Here is a 20,042-nt window from a genome sequence, read left to right as displayed (position 1 = left end):
CGCGATGCGCTCCCTTGCGCCGGGCGGCTGGAGATTGACAGACAGTTGGAATTAACCGACACCACGGCTCCCAGCCCGACGCTATGGTGCCGCCGCCATGAGCCGTTCCACCGCCCCTTCCCACGCGCAGACGCCCCGCCTCTGGGACATCTCCCCCACCGTCGCGCCCGATTCGCCCATCTTCCCGGGCGACGAGCCCTACAGCCTGCGCTGGACGGCGCAGCTCTCGCCCGGCTGCCCCGTCAACCTCAGCGCCCTCACGATGAGCCCCCACGTGGGCGCGCATGCCGATGCGCCGCTGCACTACGCCAACGACGGGCGGGCAATAGCCGACGTGCCGCTGGACACCTACCTCGGCCGTTGCCGCGTCATCCACGCCCTCGGCACCGCGCCGCTGATCACGGTCGAGCACCTGCGCCATGCCGAACACGAGCTGCCACCGCGCGTGCTGGTGCGCGTCTGCCAACGCGCCGACACCACCTGGAACCCCGCCTTCACCGCCTACGCGCCCGAAGCCATCGAGTGGCTGGCGGCACGCGGCGTGAGGCTGATCGGCATCGACACGCCCAGCGTGGACCCCGCCGACTCCAAGGTGCTGGACAGCCACCAGCAACTGCGCCGCCACGACCTGCGCGTGCTGGAGAACCTGGTGCTGGACGACGTGCCCGCGGGTGACTACGAGCTGATCGCCCTGCCCCTGAAATTGCAAGGCGCCTGCGCCTCCCCCGTGCGCGCCATCCTCCGAGAACTGCCATGACCCGAGAAGAAGCCCTCGCACTCGATGCGCAAGACCCGCTCAGCGCCCTGCGCGAGCATTTCACGCTGCCGCCCGGCGTCATCTACCTGGACGGCAACTCGCTGGGCGCCTTGCCCAAGGCCACGCCAGCGCGCATCGCCAGGGCGGTCGAACAGGAATGGGGTCAGGGCCTGATCGCGAGCTGGAACAACGCCGGCTGGATCGCGCTGCCGAGGACGCTCGGCGACCGGCTGGCGCCCTGGATCGGCGCGCGGCCGGGCGAGGTGCTGGTGGCGGACTCCACCTCCGTCAACCTCTACAAGGTGCTGCACGCCGCGCTGCAGCTGCAGCAGGGCAAGCGCAAGCTCGTCGTCAGCGAGCGCAGCAACTTCCCGACCGACAACTACATCGCGCAGAGCGTGGTGCGGGCGCATGGCGGCGAACTGGTGCTGGTTGACACGCCCGAGGACATCCCGCCGCTGCTGGACGAGCGCTGCGCGGTGCTGATGCTGACGCATGTGAACTACCGCAGCGGCCGCATGCACGACATGGCGCTGCTGACGCGCTGGGCCCACCAGGCCGGCGCGCTGGCCGTGTGGGACCTGGCGCACAGCGCCGGCGCCGTGCCGGTGGACCTGCTGGGCGCGGCGGCGGACTTCGCCATCGGCTGCGGCTACAAGTACCTCAACGGCGGCCCCGGCGCCCCCGCCTTCGTGTGGATGCACCCCCGCCACCAGGGCCAGGTGTGGCAGCCGCTGACGGGCTGGCTGGGTCATGCGGCACCGTTCGAGTTCAGCGCCGAGTACCGCCCCGCGGCCGGAATCCAGCAGTACCAGTGCGGCACACCGCCCGTGCTGGCGATGACGGGGCTGGACACGTCGCTGGATGTGTTCGACGAGGCGCACAAGCTCGGCGGCATGGCCGCGCTGCGCAGGAAGTCGCTGGCGCTGACGGACGCCTTCATCGCCGAGATCGACGCGCGCGTGCCCACCGCCAACGTGGCGACGCCGCGCGACGCGTCACTGCGCGGTTCGCAGGTGTCCATCTCGCTGCCGGCGGACGTGGACGGCTACGCCGTCATGCAGGCGCTGATCGCCCGCGGCGTCATCGGCGACTTCCGCGCCGGCGAGCCCGCGCTGCTGCGCTTCGGCTTGACGCCGCTGTACACGCGCTTCGTGGACGTGGTGGATGCGGTGGGCATCCTGGTCGATGTGCTCGCGGCCGAATCCTGGCGCGCACCCGAATTCCAGAAACGCAGTGCGGTGACCTGATGACCGATCCCATCCAGCACCACGGCGCCCAGCTCGACTTCTCCCGGGACATGAGCTACGGCGACTACCTGCAGCTCGACGCCATCCTGAGCGCGCAGACACCGCTCTCGCCCGACCACAACGAGATGCTGTTCATCGTGCAGCACCAGACGTCGGAGCTGTGGATGAAGCTGATGCTGCACGAGTTGCAGGCGGCCGTCGTCCATGTCGCCGCCGACCGGCTGCCCGAGGCCTTCAAGATGCTGGCCCGCGTGTCGCGCATCATGGAGCAGCTCGTGCACGCCTGGGACGTGCTGGCGACGATGACGCCGCCCGAATACAGCGCCATCCGGCCGTATCTCGCCAGGAGCAGCGGCTTCCAGAGCGCGCAGTACCGACGCATCGAGTTCATGCTGGGCAACAAGAACGCCGCCATGCTCAAGCCGCACGAGCACCGCCCCGACCTGCTCGCGCAGGTGCAGCAGGCCTACGAGGCGCCGTCGCTGTACGACGAGGCGCTGAAGCTGCTGGCCCGGCGTGGCATCCCGGTGCCTGCGGCCCACCTGGACCGCGACTGGACGCAGCCGCACGTCGTCGATGAAGGCGTCAAGCAGGCCTGGCTGACCGTCTACCGCGAGCCTCAGGCCCACTGGGACCTCTACCAGATGGGCGAAGAGCTGGTGGACCTGGAGGACGCCTTCCGCCTCTGGCGCTTCCGCCACGTGACGACGGTCGAACGCGTCATCGGCTTCAAGCGCGGCACCGGCGGCACGGGCGGCGTCAGCTACCTGCGCAAGATGCTGGACGTGGTGCTGTTCCCGGAGTTGTGGGCGTTGCGGACGGAGCTGTGAGTCACACGGCGGAACGCATGCCTTTCGCGCCCAAACTCGTGCTGCACTGCCCCAACGGCATCCCGGCCGCCATGGAAGAACTCGCGCAGCAATTCGTGGCCGATGGCGTCAAGATGGTTGCGATCGTCGGTCCGTCATGCCGCGAGATCGAAGACACGGTCGACAACGCTGCAGTCGCCGCGGGATCTCCAGAGCGCCACTTCATCCTGACGTCGTCCCATCCGAACGACTCGCTTGCAGAGGTCATCGAGTTTGCCGAAGGATTCGTCGGCGACTACGAAGGCCCGGTGCAGGTCGTGAAGATCGCTCGATAGACGAGGTCTGCAGATCAGGCGGAACCTGACCTGCATCAAGGCAGGAAGGTCCTGAGCTCCCTAACCTCCGGCGTCCGCTCACCTTGACGCCGCCATGCCCTCGTCCCGCCACATCTCGCCCGACCTCGCCGCCCTGCTCGCCCGCACCGGCCTGAAACCGCTGCGCCTCGGCGGCCGGGAGCTGTTGCCCATCGTGCAGGGCGGCATGGGCGTCGGCGTCAGTGCGCAGCGGCTGGCCGGCGCGGTGGCAGCGGAGGGCGGGATGGGCACGATCAGTTCCGTGGATCTGCGCCGCCATCATCCCGACCTGATGGCCGCCACGCGCGGCTGCGAGGATCGCGCCGATGCGAAGGCGCACATCGATGCCGCCAACCTCGAAGCCCTGGACCGCGAGATCGCCGGGGCGCGCGAGCGCGCGCAGGGCCGCGGCCTCGTCGCGCTGAACGTGATGCGGGCCGTGGGCGAGTACGCGGCGTCGGTGAAGCGCGGGTTGGCCGCGGGCGTGGACGCCATCGTCGTCGGCGCCGGCCTGCCGCTGGACCTGCCCGACCTGGCGCAGGACCACCCGAAGGCGCTGCTCATCCCCATCCTCAGCGACGCGCGCGGCGTGCAGCTCGTGGTGAAGAAATGGGAGCGCAAGCGGCGCCTGCCCGACGCCATCGTCATCGAGCACCCGCGCCTGGCCGGCGGCCACCTGGGGGCGTCGCGCATCGCGGACCTGGGCGACCCACGCTTCGACTTCGACCAGGTGCTGCCCGCCTGCCGCGCGTTCTTCCGCCAGGCCGGCCTGGAGCGCGACATCCCGCTGATCGCCGCAGGCGGCGTGCGCAGCTTCGAGGACATCCAGCGCCTGCAGGACCTGGGCGCCGACGCCGTGCAGCTCGGCACGCCGTTCGCCGTGACGGCGGAGTGCGACGCGCACGCCGAGTTCAAGCGCGTGCTGGCCGAGGCGCGCGAAGAAGACCTGGTCGAGTTCACCAGCGTCGCCGGCCTGCCCGCGCGGGCCGTCGCCACGCCCTGGCTGAAGACCTACCTGAAGCTGGCACCCCGGCTGCAGACCGTGGCCCACGTGCGGGCGCAGTGCACCCAGGCCTTCGACTGCCTGGCCCAGTGCGGCCTGCGCGACGGCCTGAAGGACTGGGGCCAGTTCTGCATCGACAACCAGCTCGCCGCGGCGCTGCGCGGCGATGTGCGCAAGGGCCTGTTCTTCCGCGGCGCGGGCAGCCTGCCCTTCGGCAACCAGATCCGCAGCGTGCGCGAGCTGCTGGAGCGGCTGCTGACCCCGGCCGCGCTGGCACCGGCCTGAGCGCAATTCGCCCTGACAAGGCAGGACAGGCGCAGGAACCTAAACTCGGGGCTTCGCTTCAGACGCTTCAGAAAAGGTCCTGGCCATGGACACCCGCACCTCCGAAACCCGCCTGCGCATCGAGCGCATCCGCGACGCGCTGACTGCCTCGGGCGTGCACGCGGTGCTGGTGCCGTCCGCCGACCCCCACCTGTCCGAATACCTGCCCGAGCGCTGGCAGGGCCGCCAGTACCTGTCAGGCTTCACCGGCTCGGTAGGCAGCCTGGTCGTCACGCGCGACCACGCCGCGTTGTTCGCCGACAGCCGCTACTGGGCGCAGGCCGAGGCGCAGCTCGCCGGCAGCAGCATCCGGCTCGAGAAGATGAACTCGGGCGCGTCCACGCAGTACATCGACTGGATCGCCCAGCATCTGCAACCCGGCCAGGTGCTGGCCGTGGACGGCCAGGTACTGGGCCTGGCGCTGGCCCACCTGCTGCGCACGTCGCTGGCGCGATCCGGCGTCACGCTGCGCACCGACCTGGACCTGGTCCAGGCCGCCTGGGACGACCGCCCCGGCCTGCCGACCGCAGCCGTCTACGAGCACCTGCCGCCGCAGGCCGCCGTCAGCCGCGCCGACAAGCTCGCGCGCGTGCGTGCCGCGATGGCCACCGTCAAAGCCACGCACCACCTCGTGTCCACCGTGGACGACGTGGCCTGGCTGCTGAACCTGCGCGGCGCCGACGTGGAGTGCAACCCCGTCTTCATCGCCCACCTGCTGCTGGACGCGAGCGGCGGTCAACTCTTCATCGGCGACGGCAAGGTGCCGGCCGACGTGGCGGCCCGGCTGGCGGCCGACGGCATCCGGCTGGCACCCTACGACCAGGCCGCCCAGGCGCTCGCCGCACTGCCCGACGCCGCCAAGCTGCTCATCGACCCGCGCCGCGTCACGCTGGGCCTGCGTGAAGCCGCACCGGCCGGCGTGGCCATCGTCGAGCAGATCAACCCCAGCACGCTGCTGAAGAGCCGCAAGACCTCGGCCGAGGCGGCCTTCATCCGCGAGGCCATGGCCGAGGACGGGGCCGCCATGTGCGAGTTCTACGCCGAGTTCGAGGCGTCGCTGGCCCGCGGCGAGCGCTGGAGCGAACTGGACGTGGACACCCGCCTGTCCGCCGCGCGCGCCAGGCGCCCCGGCTTCGTGGGCCTGTCGTTCTCCACCATCGCCGGCTGGCAGGCCAACGGCGCCCTGCCCCACTACCGCGCCACGCCCGAGTCGTTCGCGCAGATCGAGGGCAGCGGCCTGCTGCTGATCGACTCCGGCGGCCAGTACCTGGGCGGCACCACCGACATCACCCGTGTCTGGCCCATCGGCCAGATCACGGCCGAGCACCGTCGCGACTACACACGCGTGCTCAAGGGCACCATCGCGCTGTCCATGCAGCTGTTCCCGCGCGGCACGGCCAGCCCGATGCTGGACAGCATTGCCCGCGCGCCGCTGTGGGCCGCCGGCATGGACTATGGCCACGGCACCGGCCACGGCGTGGGCTACTTCCTGAACGTGCACGAGGGCCCGCAGAGCATCTCCAAGGCCGTCGCCGAGCCCGCCATGGCGATGGAGCCCGGCATGGTCACGTCCATCGAGCCGGGCCTGTACCGGCCCGGCCGCTGGGGCGTGCGCATCGAGAACCTGGTGCTGAACATCGTCGTGGACACGCCCGAGGGGGGCGCCTTCGGCGAGATGCTGGGCTTCGAGACGCTGACGCTGTGCCCCATCGACATGCACGCCATCGACCTGACCCTGATGCGCGCCGACGAGATCGCCTGGCTGAACCGCTATCACGCGACGGTGCGCGAGCGCCTGCGGCCCAAGGTCAGCGGCCCGGCCCTGGCCTGGCTGCTGAAGCGGACCGAGCCGCTGGCCGCCTGACGGTCACGGCACCGGCTTCAACGCCGGGTCGGCCGCCGCGAAGCTGGCGGCCAGTTGCGTCTTCAGACCGGCCAGTTCCGCCGCGGGCTTGCGCTGCGCCTGCAGCGACTGCAGCAGCCCGCGCAACGCCCAGCCGCTGGTGGGATGCTCGGCCAGGTCGGTGCGAAAGCTCTGCTCCGCGTCGGTCCAGCGTGCGGCCTTGAGCTGCATGTCGCCCAGCGCCAGCCGCGAACCGGCGGCCAGCATCGGCGGCTCCGTGCGGTCCACGAACCTCGCCGCCTTGACGGACTCCGCCTGCAGTTGCAGCGCCGCGTCCACGCGCCCTTCGGCCAGCGCCACCTCGGCGCCCAGCCGGCCCTTGGCGACCTGGGCCAGGCTGCGCGCGCCCTTGGCCATGTCGTCGTCACCGGTGTGCTTGGCGACCAGTTGGTCCGCCGCGGGCGACAGCAGCGCCAGCGCCTGCCGCGCCTCGGCCAGGCGGCCGGTGCGCGCCAGCGCCACGCCGCGCGCCTGCTGGCCCAGCACCGTGGCCATGCCGTGGTTGCCGGACGGCAGCGGCTCGGCCAGCACGGCCTCCCAGCGCTCCAGGCGCATCAGCGTCAGCAGCGGCAGGCTGCGCACGTACTCGCCGTACTCGTTGTCCCACTTCGCGGCGCGCGTGGCGCCGGCCCGAGACGCGGCCAGCGCCGTCTCGCCGCGGCCCTGCATCAGCGACGCGAACCACAGGTAGGCCCCGTTGTGGGCGCGCCAGTCCTTGCCCTTGGAGAATCCCTGGCGGGCCAGCTCGGCCTCTCGCGCGTCGTCCAGCGCCAGCGCCTGTTCGTTGACGCGGGCGGCATCGGCGTAGCGCCCCAGCAGGCCGAAGGTGTGCGACGGCATGTGCACCAGGTGCGGCGACTGCGGCGCCAGGCCGCCCAGGCGCTCGGCCGCACCCACCGCGCGGCGCGCCTGCGTGGGCGTGTCGACGGCGTGGATCAGGTAGTGGTTCACGCCGGTGTGCTGCGGGTGGCGCGCCGCTGCAGCCTCCAGCCGCGTGGCCAGGTCGCCCATGCGGCCCTGCGCCTGGCCGGTGTCGTCGTTCCACCAGTCGCCGCGCATGGCGACCATCTCGGCCTCGGCGTACAGCGATAGCAGGTCTGGATCGTCCGGCGCCTGGTCAGCCAGCGCGTGCAGGCGGTCGGCATAGGCCACGTCCAGCGGGTCGGCGCGCTCGCTGCCTTTTTGTCCACACACGGGCGCGGTCGCCAAGGCCACCTCGGTGCGCTGGCTCTCGTGTGCGTAGCGCAGCGCCATCGCATCGATCAGCTCGCGTTCACGCGGCGTGGCCTGGGCACGCAGCCGCACGGCCAGGTCCACGTAGCGCCTGGCGTCGGCCAGGTCGCCACGGTCCGGCGCGTTGATGTTGGGGCCCAGCTGCCACGCCACGCCCCAGGCGCACAGCGCGCAGTCGGGGTCGGCCGCCAGCGCGGCCTTGAAGCTGCGCACCGCCTCGTCCTCGTTGAAGGCGTAGGCCTGCGCCATGCCCTGGCCGAACAGGCGACGGGCCTCGTCGGAGCGCGTCGTCAACGAGAGGTCGACGCTGCCGTAGCCCTGCAGCCGTGGCGCGCGGGCGCTGCGGTCCACCTGCAACGGCAGCCCCGAGCAGGACGCGAGCACGGACAGCAGCACGAGGCTCAACCGCCACGGGGTAGGACCGGAAACAGGCTGGGGCATGCGCGGGCTCCGCAAGACGGAGCCACCAGCCTAGGGCCTGCCGCCTGCCCGCGCCATCGGGCGCGTGCCTAGGTCGCTTCGCCCGCTGTGCCCTCCGTACCCGGACGCGGCACCGCCGGGTAGCGCCACACCAGCGCCGCGCTGCCCAGCAGCATCAGCAGCACGCTGCCGAACAGCGGCGCGGCGCTGCCCGCAGAGCCCATGAACGGTGCGACGAGCTGCGTGCCCAGCGCACCGGCCGCCAGCAGCGCCAACACCAGCAGCGCCGTCGCCCGGCCCATCTGCGCGGGCGGCACGGCCAGCGCATCGCCGAACGTGGCCGGCCCGCGGACGGCCAGCGCGCCGCAGAAGCAGACCCAGTAGCCAGCCACGATGGCAAACGGCGGCTGACCGAGCAGCGCCACGCCCAGCGCGATGGCGGCCACCGCCAACTGCACCCCGCAGCCCCACTGCACCACGCGCGCATGCCCCAGCCGCGCGGCCAGCCGGCCCGACTGCGTGGCGCCCAGCATGAAGGCGCTCACGCCCAGCACCTGCAGCAGCGCGAACGCCGCCGTCCCCCGCCCCAGCGTGTGCTGCAGCAGCTGCGGCGCGCTGGCCAGAAAGGTCAGCAGCGCGCCGATGCACAGCGCGTGCGACGCCGCCAGCCTCACGAACACGCGGTTGCGCAGCACGCCCAGGTAGCCGGCGTCGTGCGCCATGTCCAGCCCGGGCAGGCGGCGCGGCGCGATCTTCACGACCCAGGGCAGCACCAGCAGCGACAGCAGCGCCAGCACCCAGAAGGTGCCGCGCCAGTCGGTCACCTGCAGCAGCAGCGCGCCTATCACCGGGCCGGCGGCGGGCACGATGGCCTCCACCATGGAGATGGCGGCGATGCCGCGCACCACGTCGGCCTCGCCCAGCGTGGCGCGCGCGACGGTGGGTGCCACCACCGTGGCCGCCGCCGCGGCGACGCCTTGCAGCAGGCGCAGCACCAGCAGCACCTCGATGCCCGGCGCCAGCGCGCAGCCCAGGCTGGTGAGGGCCAGCAGCGCCAACCCCACCTCCATGCAGCGCCGCGGGCCGAGGCGGTTCAGCAATTCGCCCCACAGCAGCTGCGCGCCGGCCAGCCCGGCGAGGTAGACGGCGACCGTGGCCTGCGCCAGCGGCACGCTGATGCCCAGGCCCAGCTGCAGCGCCGGCACGGCCGGCAGATACAAGTCCATCGCCGCCATGCTGACGCCCGTGACGAAGGCCAAAGGCAGGATGGTGCGTATGGACGCGGACGTTGACGTTGAATGCATGAGGGGCGTTCTTCACAGAGGGCGCCCTTTCTCCATCGCCACCACCGAGCGTGGCGAAGGCCCGTGGCCTTCGTCGCAGCACCCCTCGGCAGGGACGTGCCGCACGGTGCGGCAAGGCCCGCATTCTAGGCAGGCGCCTGTGCCATTAGGCTTGCGGCATGGATCAGATCGACGTGGCCGTCATCGGCGCCGGTGTCGTGGGGCTCGCCGTCGCGCGGGCGCTGGCGCGGCGGGGGCGCGAGGTGGTCGTCATCGAGGCCGCTGGCGCCATCGGCACCGGCATCTCCTCGCGCAACAGCGAGGTCATCCACGCCGGCCTGTACTACGCCGCAGGCAGCCTGAAGGCGCGGCTGTGCGTGCACGGCAAGGCGCTGCTGTACGACTACTGCCAGGCGCGCGGCGTGGCGCACCGGCGCTGCGGCAAGCTGGTCGTCGCCACGCGCGAGGGCGACCTGCCCCGGCTCGCGCGCCTGGCCGCGCAGGGCGCCGCCAACGGCGTGGCCGACCTGCGGCTGCTGGACCGCGCCGAGGCCCTGGCGCTGGAGCCGGCACTGCACTGCGTCGGCGCGCTGCTGTCGCCCTCCAGCGGCATCGTCGACAGCCACGGGCTGATGACGGCGCTGCTGGGCGATGCGGAGAACGCCGGGGCGACGCTCGCACTCGCCAGCCCGGTGACCGGTGGCGCGCGCCAGGGCGACGGCTGGCGGCTGCAGGTCGGCGACTTCGAGCTGGGCGCGCGCTGCGTCGTCAACGCGGCCGGGCTGTTCGCGGCGCAGGTGGCCGCCTCGCTGGGCGTGCCCGCACCGCCGCTGCGCTTCGCCCGCGGCCACTACTTCGCGCTGGCCGGCCGCGCGCCGTTCACGCACCTCGTCTACCCGCTGCCGGTGGACGGCGGCCTGGGCGTGCACCTGACGCTGGACCTGGGCGGCCAGGCGCGCTTCGGGCCGGACGTGCAATGGCTGGCGGGCACCGACCCGGCCGCGCTGAGCTACGCGGTCGACGCGGCCCTGGCGCCCGCTTTCGAGGCCGAGGTGCGCGGCTACTGGCCGGGCCTGCCGCCGGGCGCACTGGCACCGGCCTACGCCGGCATCCGCCCCAAACTCACCGGCCCGGGTGAAGAAGCGGCGGACTTCCGCATCGACGTGCAGCCGGGCCTCGTCAGCCTGTTCGGCATCGAGTCGCCGGGGCTGACGGCCTCGCTGGCGCTGGCCGAGCATGTCGCCGGCAAGATGGTCGACGGGATGGCTGCATGCGCCTGAGATGCGGCAGACTGCGACCGTGACTTCGCGCCAGCTCCCTGCCCCGCCCGACCGCCGCCGCCAGCTCGCGGTGCCGGCGAGCCGCTTCGAGTCGCGCGACCTCATCGAAGGCTACGTGCAGCGGCTCAACGAGGCCATGCCGCTGGCGGAGCGACGCATCCTGAGCTGGGGCCGCGACGCGGCGGCCAGCCTGCGCGTCGCCGCCGTCGCACCACCCGGCGACCGGCAGGTCTTCATGGGCGAGGCCGAAACCAGCTTCGACCTGGAGGTGCGCGGGCAGCCGTCCACCGACCCGGCCGCGCCCTACTCGGTGGGCCTGGTGCTCAGCGGCAGCATGGCCGTGGACCTGCCCGGCGGCCGGTTCGTTGCCGGGCCTGGCGAGGGCGTCATCATCGACACGGCGCGCGTCGAGCGCACGCTGCTGACGGCCGGCTCGCACATCGTCGAGTTCCAGCTGCCCAAGCACAACCTGCTGAGCCTCAGCGCGGAGCTGCGGCCCGGCGACCTGGACGGTGCGCCGCGCTTCGCGCCGCTGCTGCCGGCCGCGCTGGTGCAGCGCCTGCTCGGCATGGCCGCGCTGGCCGGCAGCGCCCTGCACGCCGGCCGCGACGCCCGCAGCGGCCAGGTGCTGCTGCGGCGCTGGACCGAGATGATCGGCCTCACCCTGCTGGACGAGCACGCCCCCGCGAACTCGCCTGCCAGGCAACTGGAGGCGGCTGCACCACCGGCGCGGCTGCGCCGGGCGCTGGATTTCATCGACGCCAGCGCGCACCGCCCCATCGAGCTGGCCGACATCGCCGAGGCCGCCAGCATCAGCACGAGCGCACTGCTGCGCCAGTTCCAGGCGCACCTCGGCCAGTCGCCAGGCGCCTTCCTGCGCCAGGTGCGGCTGGACCGGGCACGCGAGGAACTGCAGCGGGGCAGCGCCGGCACGGTCCGCGAGGTGGCGCTGCGCTGGGGCTTCCAGAACGCCAGCAAGTTCAGCCAGGCCTACCAGCAGCGCTTCGGCGAGCGGCCCGCGGACAGCTTCAGGCGCCGCTGAGCCGCTTCGGGATGGCCCGCAAACGGCACACCGGCTCCAGGAACGGCGACATGCGCGCGCCTGCGCGGTAACCCTGGGTGGCCGCGCGGCCGCCGGGCCTAAGGTGGCGGCACCGTTGTTCCCGTCCCGCTTTCAGGAGCCCCTCGCATGAAACTGTCCGCTCTCACCGTCGCCGGCCTGCTGGCCGCCTCCGTCGCCCTGCCCGCCTGGGCCGATGCACCGCAATACAGCATCGTGGACCTCGGCGTCCTCAGCGGCACGACCGCCTCTCAAGGCTTCGGCATCTCGCCCGACGGCGACACCGTCGTCGGCCGCGCGGCCGGCACGCAGTACAAGGCCTTCTCGTGGTCGGCCAGTACCGGCATGACGGCGCTGCCCAACCTCGCGAGCCGCAACTTCGCCGTCGCCAATGCGGTGAACAACGTCGGCACCATCGTCGGCACGTCGTCCACCACGAGCTTTGGCAGCGCGCCGCTGCCGGTCGTCTGGCAGAACGGCGCCGTCAGCCAGCTGGCGCTGCCCAGCGGCCAGGCCGCCGGCCGCGCCAACGACATCAACAACGGCGGCATCGCCGTGGGCTCGGTGGGTTCCGGCGTGTCCGAGATCGCCACGATCTACAACACCAACACCGGCACCGCGACGGTGATCTCGGCGCTGTCGTCGCAAGGCTCGTTCATGCAGACGGCGCTGGCGATCAACGACGCCGGCATCGTCGTGGGCACCGGCGTGAGCACGGACAGCCGCAACGTCATCCTGTCGTACAACAGCGTGACCGGCGCGATGACCGAGATCGCCCCCCTGCCCTACGCCGGGTTCAATTCGTCGCTGGCCTTCGCCATCAGCGAGAACGGCTATGTAGGCGGCAGCAGTGGCAACGGCTCCCAGGCCTTCATCTGGTCGCAGGCCGGGGGCATGGTGTCCGTGCCGCTGCCCGGCATCAGCAGCAACGGCAGCGTGCGCGCCGTCAACGACCTGGGATGGGCCGTGGGCAATTCGGGCGGCCAGTACGCCAACCCCTTCCTGTACGCAGACGGCACGACCTACCTGATCGGCGACGTCATCGTCAACGAAGCCGGCTGGAACTTCACCACCACCACCAGCGCGGCGGCGCTGGGCATCACCAACGAAGGCCTCATCATCGGCACCGCCAAGTTCAACGGCGTCGAGCACGCCTACCTGCTCACGCCCGTGCCGGAGCCCACGACCTGGGCGCTGATGCTCGGCGGCCTGGCGGCGATCGGTGCGCTGAAGCGCCGTCGCCCGGCCGCCTGAGCGGCCGCTAACCCTTGGCGGCCTGCTTCGCGATGATGGCGTCCGCCGCCTGCTCCGCCTGCTGCAGCGGCTGGCTCAGCGCCTGCGTGCTGTAGGCCGGCGTGGCCGGTGCCGGCGCGCCGAGGATGGGGCCGCCGGTGTCGTGCGTGTCCACGGTCACGTCCATGGACAGGCCGATGCGCAGCGGGTGTGCGCGAAGCTCGGCCGCATCCAAGGCAATGCGCACCGGCACGCGCTGCACGACCTTGATCCAGTTGCCCGTCGCGTTCTGCGCGGGCAGCAGCGAGAAGGCGCTGCCCGTGCCCGGCGACAGGCCCAGCACCTTGCCGTGGTACTCGACCTTGCCGCCGTAGGTGTCGGCCGAAAGCAGGGCCGACTGGCCGACGCGGATGTTGCGCAGCTCGGACTCCTTGAAGTTCGCGTCCACCCACAGCTGGTCCAGCGGCACGATGGACATCAGCGCCGTGCCCGGGATGACGCGGCTGCCCACCTGCACGCTGCGCTTGCCGACGTAGCCGGTCACGGGCGACACCACCGCGTTGCGGCGCACGGCCAGCCAGGCCTGCATGTAGTCGGCGCGCGCGGCGAGCACGGCCGGGTGCTGCGCCAGCGACACGCCCTGCACGCCGGCACGGGCCGCGTCCACCTGGCGCAGCGCCACATCCAGCGCGGCCTGCGCGGATTTGACGGCCTGCTGCGCATGGGCGATTTCTTCGGCCGGCAGCGTGTTGTCGGCCGCCAGCGGCGCGCGGCGGGCCAGGTCGTCCTGGGCACGCTTCAGGTCTTGCCGGCGCAGCTCCACGCTGGCCTCGACCTGCGGCACGCCGGCATAGCGCTCGCGCAGCTGGCGCACGGCGTTGCCCAGGCGCGCCTCGGCCTGGGCCAGCGTCACCTCGGCATCCACCGGGTCCAGCTTCACCAGCTCGGCGCCGGCGTTGACGAGCTGCGTCTCGTCCGCGCGGATCTCCGCGACGTTGCCGGTCACCTGGGCCGACAGCGTCACCAGGTTGCCGGCCACGTAGGCGTTGTCGGTGGTCTCGCGCTTGGACAGCACCAGCGCCGCATAGACGGCGTACAGCGCGCCGGCGATGACGAACAGCGCCGTGATGCCGATGAGCGCCCAGCGGCGCTTGCGTTCGAGCGGGGGTTGCGGGATGGGGTCGGTCGTGGACATGGTTCAGTTCCGGGACATCTGGGTGGGGGCTGGGGCCTGGGCCGTGGCGTCGGCATGGAAGCCGCCGCCCAGCGACTGCGTCAGCGCCACTTCGGTCTGCAGGCGCTGGCGATCCAGCTGCAGCCCGGCCTGGCGCTCAAGCAGCACGGCCAGGTCGGCCTGCAACGTGCTGGCGTGGTCCGCGAGGCCTTGTCGCAGGCGGGCCTGCGCGCTGCGCTGCAGCGCCTCGGTCTGCACGGCGGCCTCGTGCTGCTGGCGGGCTTGCGCGTCCAGGCCTTGCAGCGCGGCGGCGGCCTGGGCCACATCGCGCACGGCGTCCAGCACGCGCTGATCGTAGGTGGCGATCAACTCGTCGCGGGCGCTGCGGGCGCCGCCCAGCTGGCCTTTCAGCGTGCCGGTGCTGAACAGCGGCAGCGCCAGCGACGGGCCGAGGAAGAACGTGCGGCTGGCCGTCTCCAGCAGGCGCGGCAGCGTGAGCGCGTCCAGGCCGAGCGAGCCGCTCAGGCTGATCTGCGGATAGAACGCCGCCTGGGCAGCCTCCACGCGGCTCATCGATGCCTGCACATGCCAGCGTGCCGCCTGCAGGTCCGACCGGCGCGCCAGCAGCTCGTAGCCCAGCTGCGGGGGCAGCGCGGCCTGGCCCGTGGGCAGCGGACGGGGCTGCAGGCTGGCGAGCGCGTCGTCGCCGTGGCCCAGCAGCGCGCGCAAGGCCTCGCGCTGGCCGATGGCGCTGGCGTCCGCCTCGGCGATGCGGGCGCGCAGCTCGGCCAGTCGCGCCGATTCGGCACGCGGCGCGTCGGCCGAGGCCAGGCCATGCGCGACGCGGCGCGCCTGGTCGTCCAACAGGGCCTGCTGCGCCGTCGCCTGCTCGCGCAGGTTGGCCGCCAGCGCCCACAGGCTCTGCAGCTCGAAGTAGCTGGCGGCGACCGAGCCGGCCAGCGCCTGGCGCACCTGCGCAGCCTCGGCCCGGCGGGCGAATTCCTCGCCGGCCGCCGCGGCGACCTCGGCGCGGTTGCGGCCCCAGAGGTCGAAGTCGTAGCGGCCCTGCAGCTTGACGTTGAAGTCGTTGACCGTGGCGCCGCCGATGGGCGACGGGAACAGACCGTTGGCGGAGTAGCGCTGGCGGTTGGCGTCGGCCGTCACGCCGGCTTCGGCGCCCGCGGCGGCGCGGCTGACGACCAGGGCCGACTGCGCGGCGTTGACGCGCGCGGCGGCGGCTTCCAGCGTGGGGCTGGCCTGCAGCGCACGGTCCACGAGCGCGTCGAGCTGGGCGTCGCCGTAGCGCGTCCACCAGCGGTCATCGGGCCAGGCGCTCGCGCCGTTCAGGCGGATGTCGGCGGGCAGCCCGGCCGTGGCCGCATCAGGCACGGCCACCGCGTGCGGCTCGGGCGGGATGCTGACGCAGGAGCACAGCAGCACGGCCGACAGCGCGGCCATCACCACCGTCAAGGCGAAGGTGTGGTTGAGGGGATTGAGTCGGGACAGCATGCACATCACTCCATCGCCGCATGCGCGGCGGACGGATCGGGTGGGGCCTTGGGCGGGCGGATCAGCAGCAGCAGCGGGATGACCGCCAACGTGACGAGGAACATCATCCAGAAGTCGTCGATGTAGGCCAGCATCGAGGCCTGCCGCGTGATCTCGGCATTCAGCAGCGCGGCGCCCGCGACGCCGCCGGAGCCGTAGACCGCCGTCACGGTCGGGTCCTGCAGCATGGGGTTGGCGATGTTGACGTGCTCGGTGAGGGATGCGTGGGCCACCTGCACGTTGCGCGTCAGGAAGGCCTGCACCAGCGCGATGCCCACGCTGCTGCCGATGTTGCGCACCAGGCTGTAGATGGCCGTGCCGTCGGCCCGCATGTCGGGCGCGAGCGTGGCGAAGGTGGCGGTGCTCAGCGGCACGAACACGAGCCCGAGGCCGATGCCCTGGATGATGCCGGGCCAGACGATGTCGCTGCGGGACAGCACCAGCGTGTACTGGCTCATCTGCCACAGCGAGAACGCCGTCAGCGCGAAGCCGGCCGTCAGCAGCAGGCGCACGTCCACCTTGCCCACCAGCTTGCCGACCACCAGCATGGCCAGCATGGTGCCCAGGCCGCTGGGCGCCGTGACGAGGCCGGCGAGCGCGGCCGGGTAGCCCATCAGGCCCTGCAGCATCGACGGCGTCAGCGCGCGCGTGGCGAACAGCACCATGCCGACGATGGCGATGAACAACAGGCCGGTGACGTAGTTGCCGTTCCTGAGCAGCCGGTAGTCGAAGAACGACTGCCCCGCAGGCCGCAGGGCCGTGTGCGCAACGAAGTAGGCGAAGCTGATGGCCAGCAGGATGGCCTCCACCCAGGTCTCGGTGGACGCGAACCAGTCGTTCTGCTCGCCGCGGTCCAGCAGCATCTGCAGCGCGCCGATGGCAATGCTGAGTGTGGCGAAGCCGAACGCGTCGAAGCGCATCTTGCGTGCCGCGCGCAGGCCCGGGATGTACTTCCACACGCCGTACAGCGCCAGCGCGCCGACCGGCACGTTGATGAAGAACACCCAGCGCCAGTTGTAGGCGTCGGTCAGCCAGCCGCCCAGCGTCGGCCCGAGGATGGGGCCGATCATGACGCCCATGCCCCACACGGCCATGGCCTGGCCGTGCTTCTCGCGCGGGTTGATGTCCAGCAGCACGGCCTGCGACAGCGGCACCAGCGCCGCGCCGAACACGCCCTGGATGAAGCGGGCGAGCACGATCTCGGTCAGGTTGCCCGCCATGCCGCACAGCACGGACGCGACCGTGAAGCCGGCGATGGAGACGAGGAAGATGGTCTTCTGGCCGAAGCGGTCGCACAGCCAGCCGGTCAGCGGCATGGTGATGGCCGAGGCGACGATGAAGGACGTCAGCACCCAGGTGATCTGGTCCTGCGAGGCGGACAGGTTGCCCTGCATGTGCGGCAGCGCGACGTTGGCGATGGTGCCGTCCAGCGCCTGGATGATGGTCGCGAGCATGATCGACGCGGTGATCATGACGCGGTTGAGTTCGGGCGCCGACGCTGCGGCACGCGGCATGGCAGCGGTCGTCACAGGCTGGCCTCGACCTTGGCCTGCAGCTCTTCCAGCAGTTCGGTGGCGGCCAGCAGCCGCGCCTTGTCGATGCCGGCGAACATCTCCTTGCGGTAGGCGTCGGCCACCGTCTTGACCTCGGCATAGAGCGCCTGGCCAGCCTCGGTCAGCACGATGTGCTTGATGCGCCGGTCGGTCTCGGACGGCACGCGGCTGACCAGGTCGGCCTTCACGAGGCGGTCCACGAGGCTGACGACCGTCGGGCCCTCGACACCCAGCTGGTTCGCCAGCTCGATCTGCGACAGCATGCTGCTGGACTTGGCGATCTTGGCGATGGCCATCCAGCCGGCCTGCCCCACGCCCAGGTCCTTCAGGCGGCGATCAATCGCCTGGCGCCAGATGCGGGCGGTGTTGTGCAGCGCCATGGAAAAGCGCTCGTCGGTGGAAGCCATGGGTTCGCCTGCTACTTGTTCTTTGGCTAATCATTAGATATCTAATTAATTGTAGGCGCGACGCACGACGTCTTGCAAGCGCCGCAAACGCAAAACCCGCCGTAGCGGGGGTTGGTTCGATGGGGTCCGGGGCTCAGATGGCGAACGCCGCGTCCGCCGCCGTGGCGATGCGCGGCCACAGCGCCAGGCCGCCGCTCAGGCTCCAGGCCTGCCCGTGCCCCAGCCGGCGCAGCGCCTGCGCCGCCTGCCCGCTGCGGTTGCCGCTGCGGCAGAAGAAGACCACCGGCGTCTCGGCCGGCAAGGCCAGCCAGCGCGCCAGCGCGTTGGGCAGGCCGGACAACGCGACCGCCTCCCGGCGCACCTGCGCGCCCAGCTCCGGCGCCTGGCCCAGGCGCTGTTCGTAAGGTTCGCGCACGTCCACGAGCACGAGGCCCGGGTGTTCTTGCATCATGCCGCGCAGCGTGTCCAGCGCCAGTTCGCTGGACGCCAGCGGGCAGCCGCTGTCGATGCGCGCGCCGCAGGCCACCGTCTGGTACTCGGTCAGCGCCAGGCCTTGCTCCAGCTGCGCCTTGGCGGCGGCGAAGCCGGCGTCGTCCACGCGGCCGCCGAGCACGTCGGCCAGCAGCGGCTGCGCGATGCACTCGACGGCCAGCGTGCTGGCGAAGCGGTCGTCGTAGTCGTGCCCCGGCAGCAGCAGCGTGTGCGGGCCCACGGCCTGTTCCAGGCGACGCAGCGACGCGCCATAGGCCTGCGGCGCGCTCTGCTCGAAATCGCTGCGGCCCAGCGCGCCGGGCATCACGGTGTCGCCGACGAAGGCCAGGCGCAAGCCGTCCTCGTCATGCAGCAGATAGGCCGTCGAGTCCTGCGTGTGGCCGGGGATGGCGATGCGGGTCAGCGTCCGCGCGCCCAGCTCGATCACGTCCGCGCCGCTGGGCCAGCCCAGGCCGTCCACGTCGCCGCGCGGCTGCTGCACGGCGGCCAGCAGCTCATGCGCCGAGGAGGCGTGGTCGCCATGGCTGTGCGTGTCCAGCACTGCGGCGAGCTGGTAGTCCTGGCAGCTCAGCCACTGGCCGAGGCGCTCCGTCAGCTCGGGCAGCGGGTCGATGACGACGGCGCGCCGGCTGACGGCGTCGGCCAGCAGGTAGCAGCAGGCGCCATCGACGACGAAGCGGGTCAGCCCGTCGGCCGGCAGCGCCTGGCCGGGCGCGCTCGGGTCCAGGCAGCTTTCGCGCAGCGACTCGCCGCAAACGCGGATGCGCGCACAGGCCTCGTCGATGAAGGCGTCGTCCGCCACCGGGCCGAACGACAGGCGCACGGCCGACGCGGTCTGCCACGCCGGCAGGCCCATGGCTTCGAGCACGTAGCTGGGCTGGGCCTTGGCGGCACTGCAGGCCGAACCGCCGCTGACACGCAGCTCCGCCGCATCGAACAGGTCCAGCAGCAGCTTGGCGCTGACGCCCGGCACGGCGAAGTTCAGCGTCGTCGGCAGGCACAAGTCGGGCTCCGCGTTGAACACGAGGCCGGGGAAGGCCTGCTGCAGCGCGCCGGCCAGCCGGTCCCGGTAGGCGACGAGCGTGGCGTGGCTGCGGAAGCTGTGGCCGTCCTCCAGCGCCGCCAGCACGGCGCCCAGCGCGGCGATGCCCGACATGTTCTCGGTGCCCGAACGCAGCGCGCCCTCCTGGCCGCCGCCGGCCAGCAGCGGCGTGAACGGCGCACCGTCGCGCACGTACAGCAGGCCGATGCCCTTGGGGGCGTAGAGCTTGTGGCCGGAGAACGGCGCGTAGGCGATGCGGCGCTCGGCCAGGCGCAGCGGCAGCTTGCCCAGCGCCTGCACGCCGTCCACCAGCCACAGTGCCGGGCTGCCTGCCAGCGCCGCAGCGATGCCGTCCAGGTCGCTGATGACGCCGGTCTCGTTGTTCGCCGCCATCGTGCAGACCAGGCCCGCGCGCGGCGCGTGCTCGCGCAGCCAGGCGAGGTCGTGGCGGCCGTCGCGGCCCACGGGGATGGCCAGCACGGGCAGGTTCAGGCCCAGCAGCGCATTCCAGTGCTTGATGGCCTCTGGCACGGCCTTGTGCTCGGTCGCGCCGTAGAGCAGCAGCTCGGGCTTCAGCACCGCATCGCGCAGCGCGCTCAGGGCCGACAGCACGGCTGTCTGTATGCCCTCGGTCGCGCCGCTGACGAACAGCAGCCGGCCGCCGCCCGCACCCAGCACGCGCCGCGCGCGCGCGCGCACGCCGTCCATCATCGCCCTGGCCTTCAGGCCGGTGCTGTGGATGCTGCTGGGGTTGCCGAAATCCTCGGCCATCGCGGCCAGCGCGGCCTCGCGGGCCTGGGGCAGCACGGGCGTCGTGGCATTGGCGTCGAGATAGATTTCCATGGGGCGGTCGTGAAAAGTAGGGCATGAGGCACCACCGGCGCCGACAGGGGCAATTCTGCTCACGGGCGTGGAGAA

Annotated in this window: 15 protein-coding genes, 1 pseudogene and 1 riboswitch; of the genes and pseudogenes, 9 read left to right on the top strand and 7 right to left on the bottom strand. The window is 72.1% G+C overall.

All coding sequences use genetic code 11. The features are described 5' to 3' along the window. Positions 1–97 precede the first annotated feature (97 nt). The 6 genes from kynB to ACO07H_RS11835 all read left to right on the top strand — a co-directional run bounded on the left by kynB (position 98) and on the right by ACO07H_RS11835 (position 6,360). Complete coding sequence (gene kynB, locus ACO07H_RS11860; protein WP_422014314.1) at positions 98–757, top strand: arylformamidase; 660 nt, start codon at positions 98–100, stop codon at positions 755–757. Then, a complete protein-coding gene (kynU, locus tag ACO07H_RS11855) occupies positions 754–2,007 on the top strand; it encodes a kynureninase (protein ID WP_422014312.1) in 1,254 nt (417 codons plus the stop codon). Before kynB ends, kynU begins: the two co-directional genes overlap by 4 nt. Further along, positions 2,007–2,837, top strand: coding sequence for a tryptophan 2,3-dioxygenase (kynA, locus tag ACO07H_RS11850; RefSeq protein ID WP_422014310.1), 831 nt, complete (start codon positions 2,007–2,009; stop codon positions 2,835–2,837). Before kynU ends, kynA begins: the two co-directional genes overlap by 1 nt. Positions 2,838–2,854: 17 nt before the next feature. Then, complete coding sequence (locus ACO07H_RS11845) at positions 2,855–3,151, top strand: DUF7684 family protein (protein WP_422014308.1); 297 nt, start codon at positions 2,855–2,857, stop codon at positions 3,149–3,151. A 94-nt stretch (positions 3,152–3,245) separates the two neighbouring features. Next, on the top strand, positions 3,246–4,457 hold the full coding sequence (locus tag ACO07H_RS11840) for an NAD(P)H-dependent flavin oxidoreductase (protein WP_422014306.1): 1,212 nt from the start codon (positions 3,246–3,248) through the stop codon (positions 4,455–4,457). A gap of 85 nt (positions 4,458–4,542) precedes the next feature. Beyond that, entirely contained in the window at positions 4,543–6,360 is a 1,818-nt protein-coding gene (locus tag ACO07H_RS11835; RefSeq protein WP_422014304.1) for an aminopeptidase P family protein, read from the top strand. A gap of 3 nt (positions 6,361–6,363) precedes the next feature. On the opposite strand, the gene ACO07H_RS11830 is transcribed toward ACO07H_RS11835, so the two are convergent. Beyond that, positions 6,364–8,073, bottom strand: a complete 1,710-nt coding sequence (locus ACO07H_RS11830; protein WP_422014302.1) for a hypothetical protein — start codon at positions 8,071–8,073, stop codon at positions 6,364–6,366. A gap of 68 nt (positions 8,074–8,141) precedes the next feature. Next, complete coding sequence (locus ACO07H_RS11825; RefSeq protein WP_422014300.1) at positions 8,142–9,356, bottom strand: MFS transporter; 1,215 nt, start codon at positions 9,354–9,356, stop codon at positions 8,142–8,144. Between the two features lie 12 nt (positions 9,357–9,368). Continuing rightward, a riboswitch (S-adenosyl-L-homocysteine riboswitch) is annotated at positions 9,369–9,449 on the bottom strand. Between the two features lie 65 nt (positions 9,450–9,514). Here ACO07H_RS11825 and ACO07H_RS11820 point away from each other — a divergent pair. The 3 genes and pseudogenes from ACO07H_RS11820 to ACO07H_RS11810 form a co-directional block, all read left to right on the top strand. Then, positions 9,515–10,615 (top strand): NAD(P)/FAD-dependent oxidoreductase, encoded by a 1,101-nt coding sequence (locus ACO07H_RS11820; RefSeq protein WP_422014298.1) that lies wholly within the window; start codon positions 9,515–9,517, stop codon positions 10,613–10,615. 19 nt (positions 10,616–10,634) lie between these two features. Continuing rightward, a complete protein-coding gene (locus ACO07H_RS11815) occupies positions 10,635–11,657 on the top strand; it encodes an AraC family transcriptional regulator (RefSeq protein WP_422014296.1) in 1,023 nt (340 codons plus the stop codon). Between the two features lie 1,182 nt (positions 11,658–12,839). Then, positions 12,840–12,929: pseudogene (locus ACO07H_RS11810) on the top strand (PEPxxWA-CTERM sorting domain-containing protein); the annotation flags it as partial. 7 nt (positions 12,930–12,936) lie between these two features. On the opposite strand, the gene ACO07H_RS11805 reads toward ACO07H_RS11810, so the two are convergent. The 5 genes from ACO07H_RS11805 to ACO07H_RS11785 form a co-directional block, all read right to left on the bottom strand. Then, positions 12,937–14,103: an HlyD family efflux transporter periplasmic adaptor subunit gene (locus ACO07H_RS11805; protein WP_422014294.1), complete on the bottom strand. Its 1,167-nt coding sequence runs from the start codon at positions 14,101–14,103 to the stop codon at positions 12,937–12,939. Between the two features lie 3 nt (positions 14,104–14,106). Then, positions 14,107–15,591, bottom strand: a complete 1,485-nt coding sequence (locus ACO07H_RS11800) for an efflux transporter outer membrane subunit (RefSeq protein WP_422014292.1) — start codon at positions 15,589–15,591, stop codon at positions 14,107–14,109. A gap of 5 nt (positions 15,592–15,596) precedes the next feature. Then, complete coding sequence (locus ACO07H_RS11795) at positions 15,597–17,144, bottom strand: DHA2 family efflux MFS transporter permease subunit (protein WP_422014290.1); 1,548 nt, start codon at positions 17,142–17,144, stop codon at positions 15,597–15,599. 11 nt (positions 17,145–17,155) lie between these two features. Then, positions 17,156–17,590 carry a MarR family winged helix-turn-helix transcriptional regulator gene (locus tag ACO07H_RS11790; protein WP_422014288.1) on the bottom strand — a complete coding sequence of 145 codons (435 nt, stop codon included), beginning with the start codon at positions 17,588–17,590 and terminating at the stop codon, positions 17,156–17,158. A 133-nt stretch (positions 17,591–17,723) separates the two neighbouring features. Then, complete coding sequence (locus ACO07H_RS11785) at positions 17,724–19,967, bottom strand: aminotransferase class V-fold PLP-dependent enzyme (RefSeq protein ID WP_422014286.1); 2,244 nt, start codon at positions 19,965–19,967, stop codon at positions 17,724–17,726. Between the last annotated feature and the right edge of the window lie 75 nt (positions 19,968–20,042).

The sequence above is a fragment of the Roseateles sp. genome (genome assembly GCF_965229315.1).
Taxonomy (GTDB): Bacteria; Pseudomonadota; Gammaproteobacteria; order Burkholderiales; family Burkholderiaceae_C; genus Pelomonas.
This window is presented reverse-complemented; position numbering and strand designations above follow the sequence as displayed.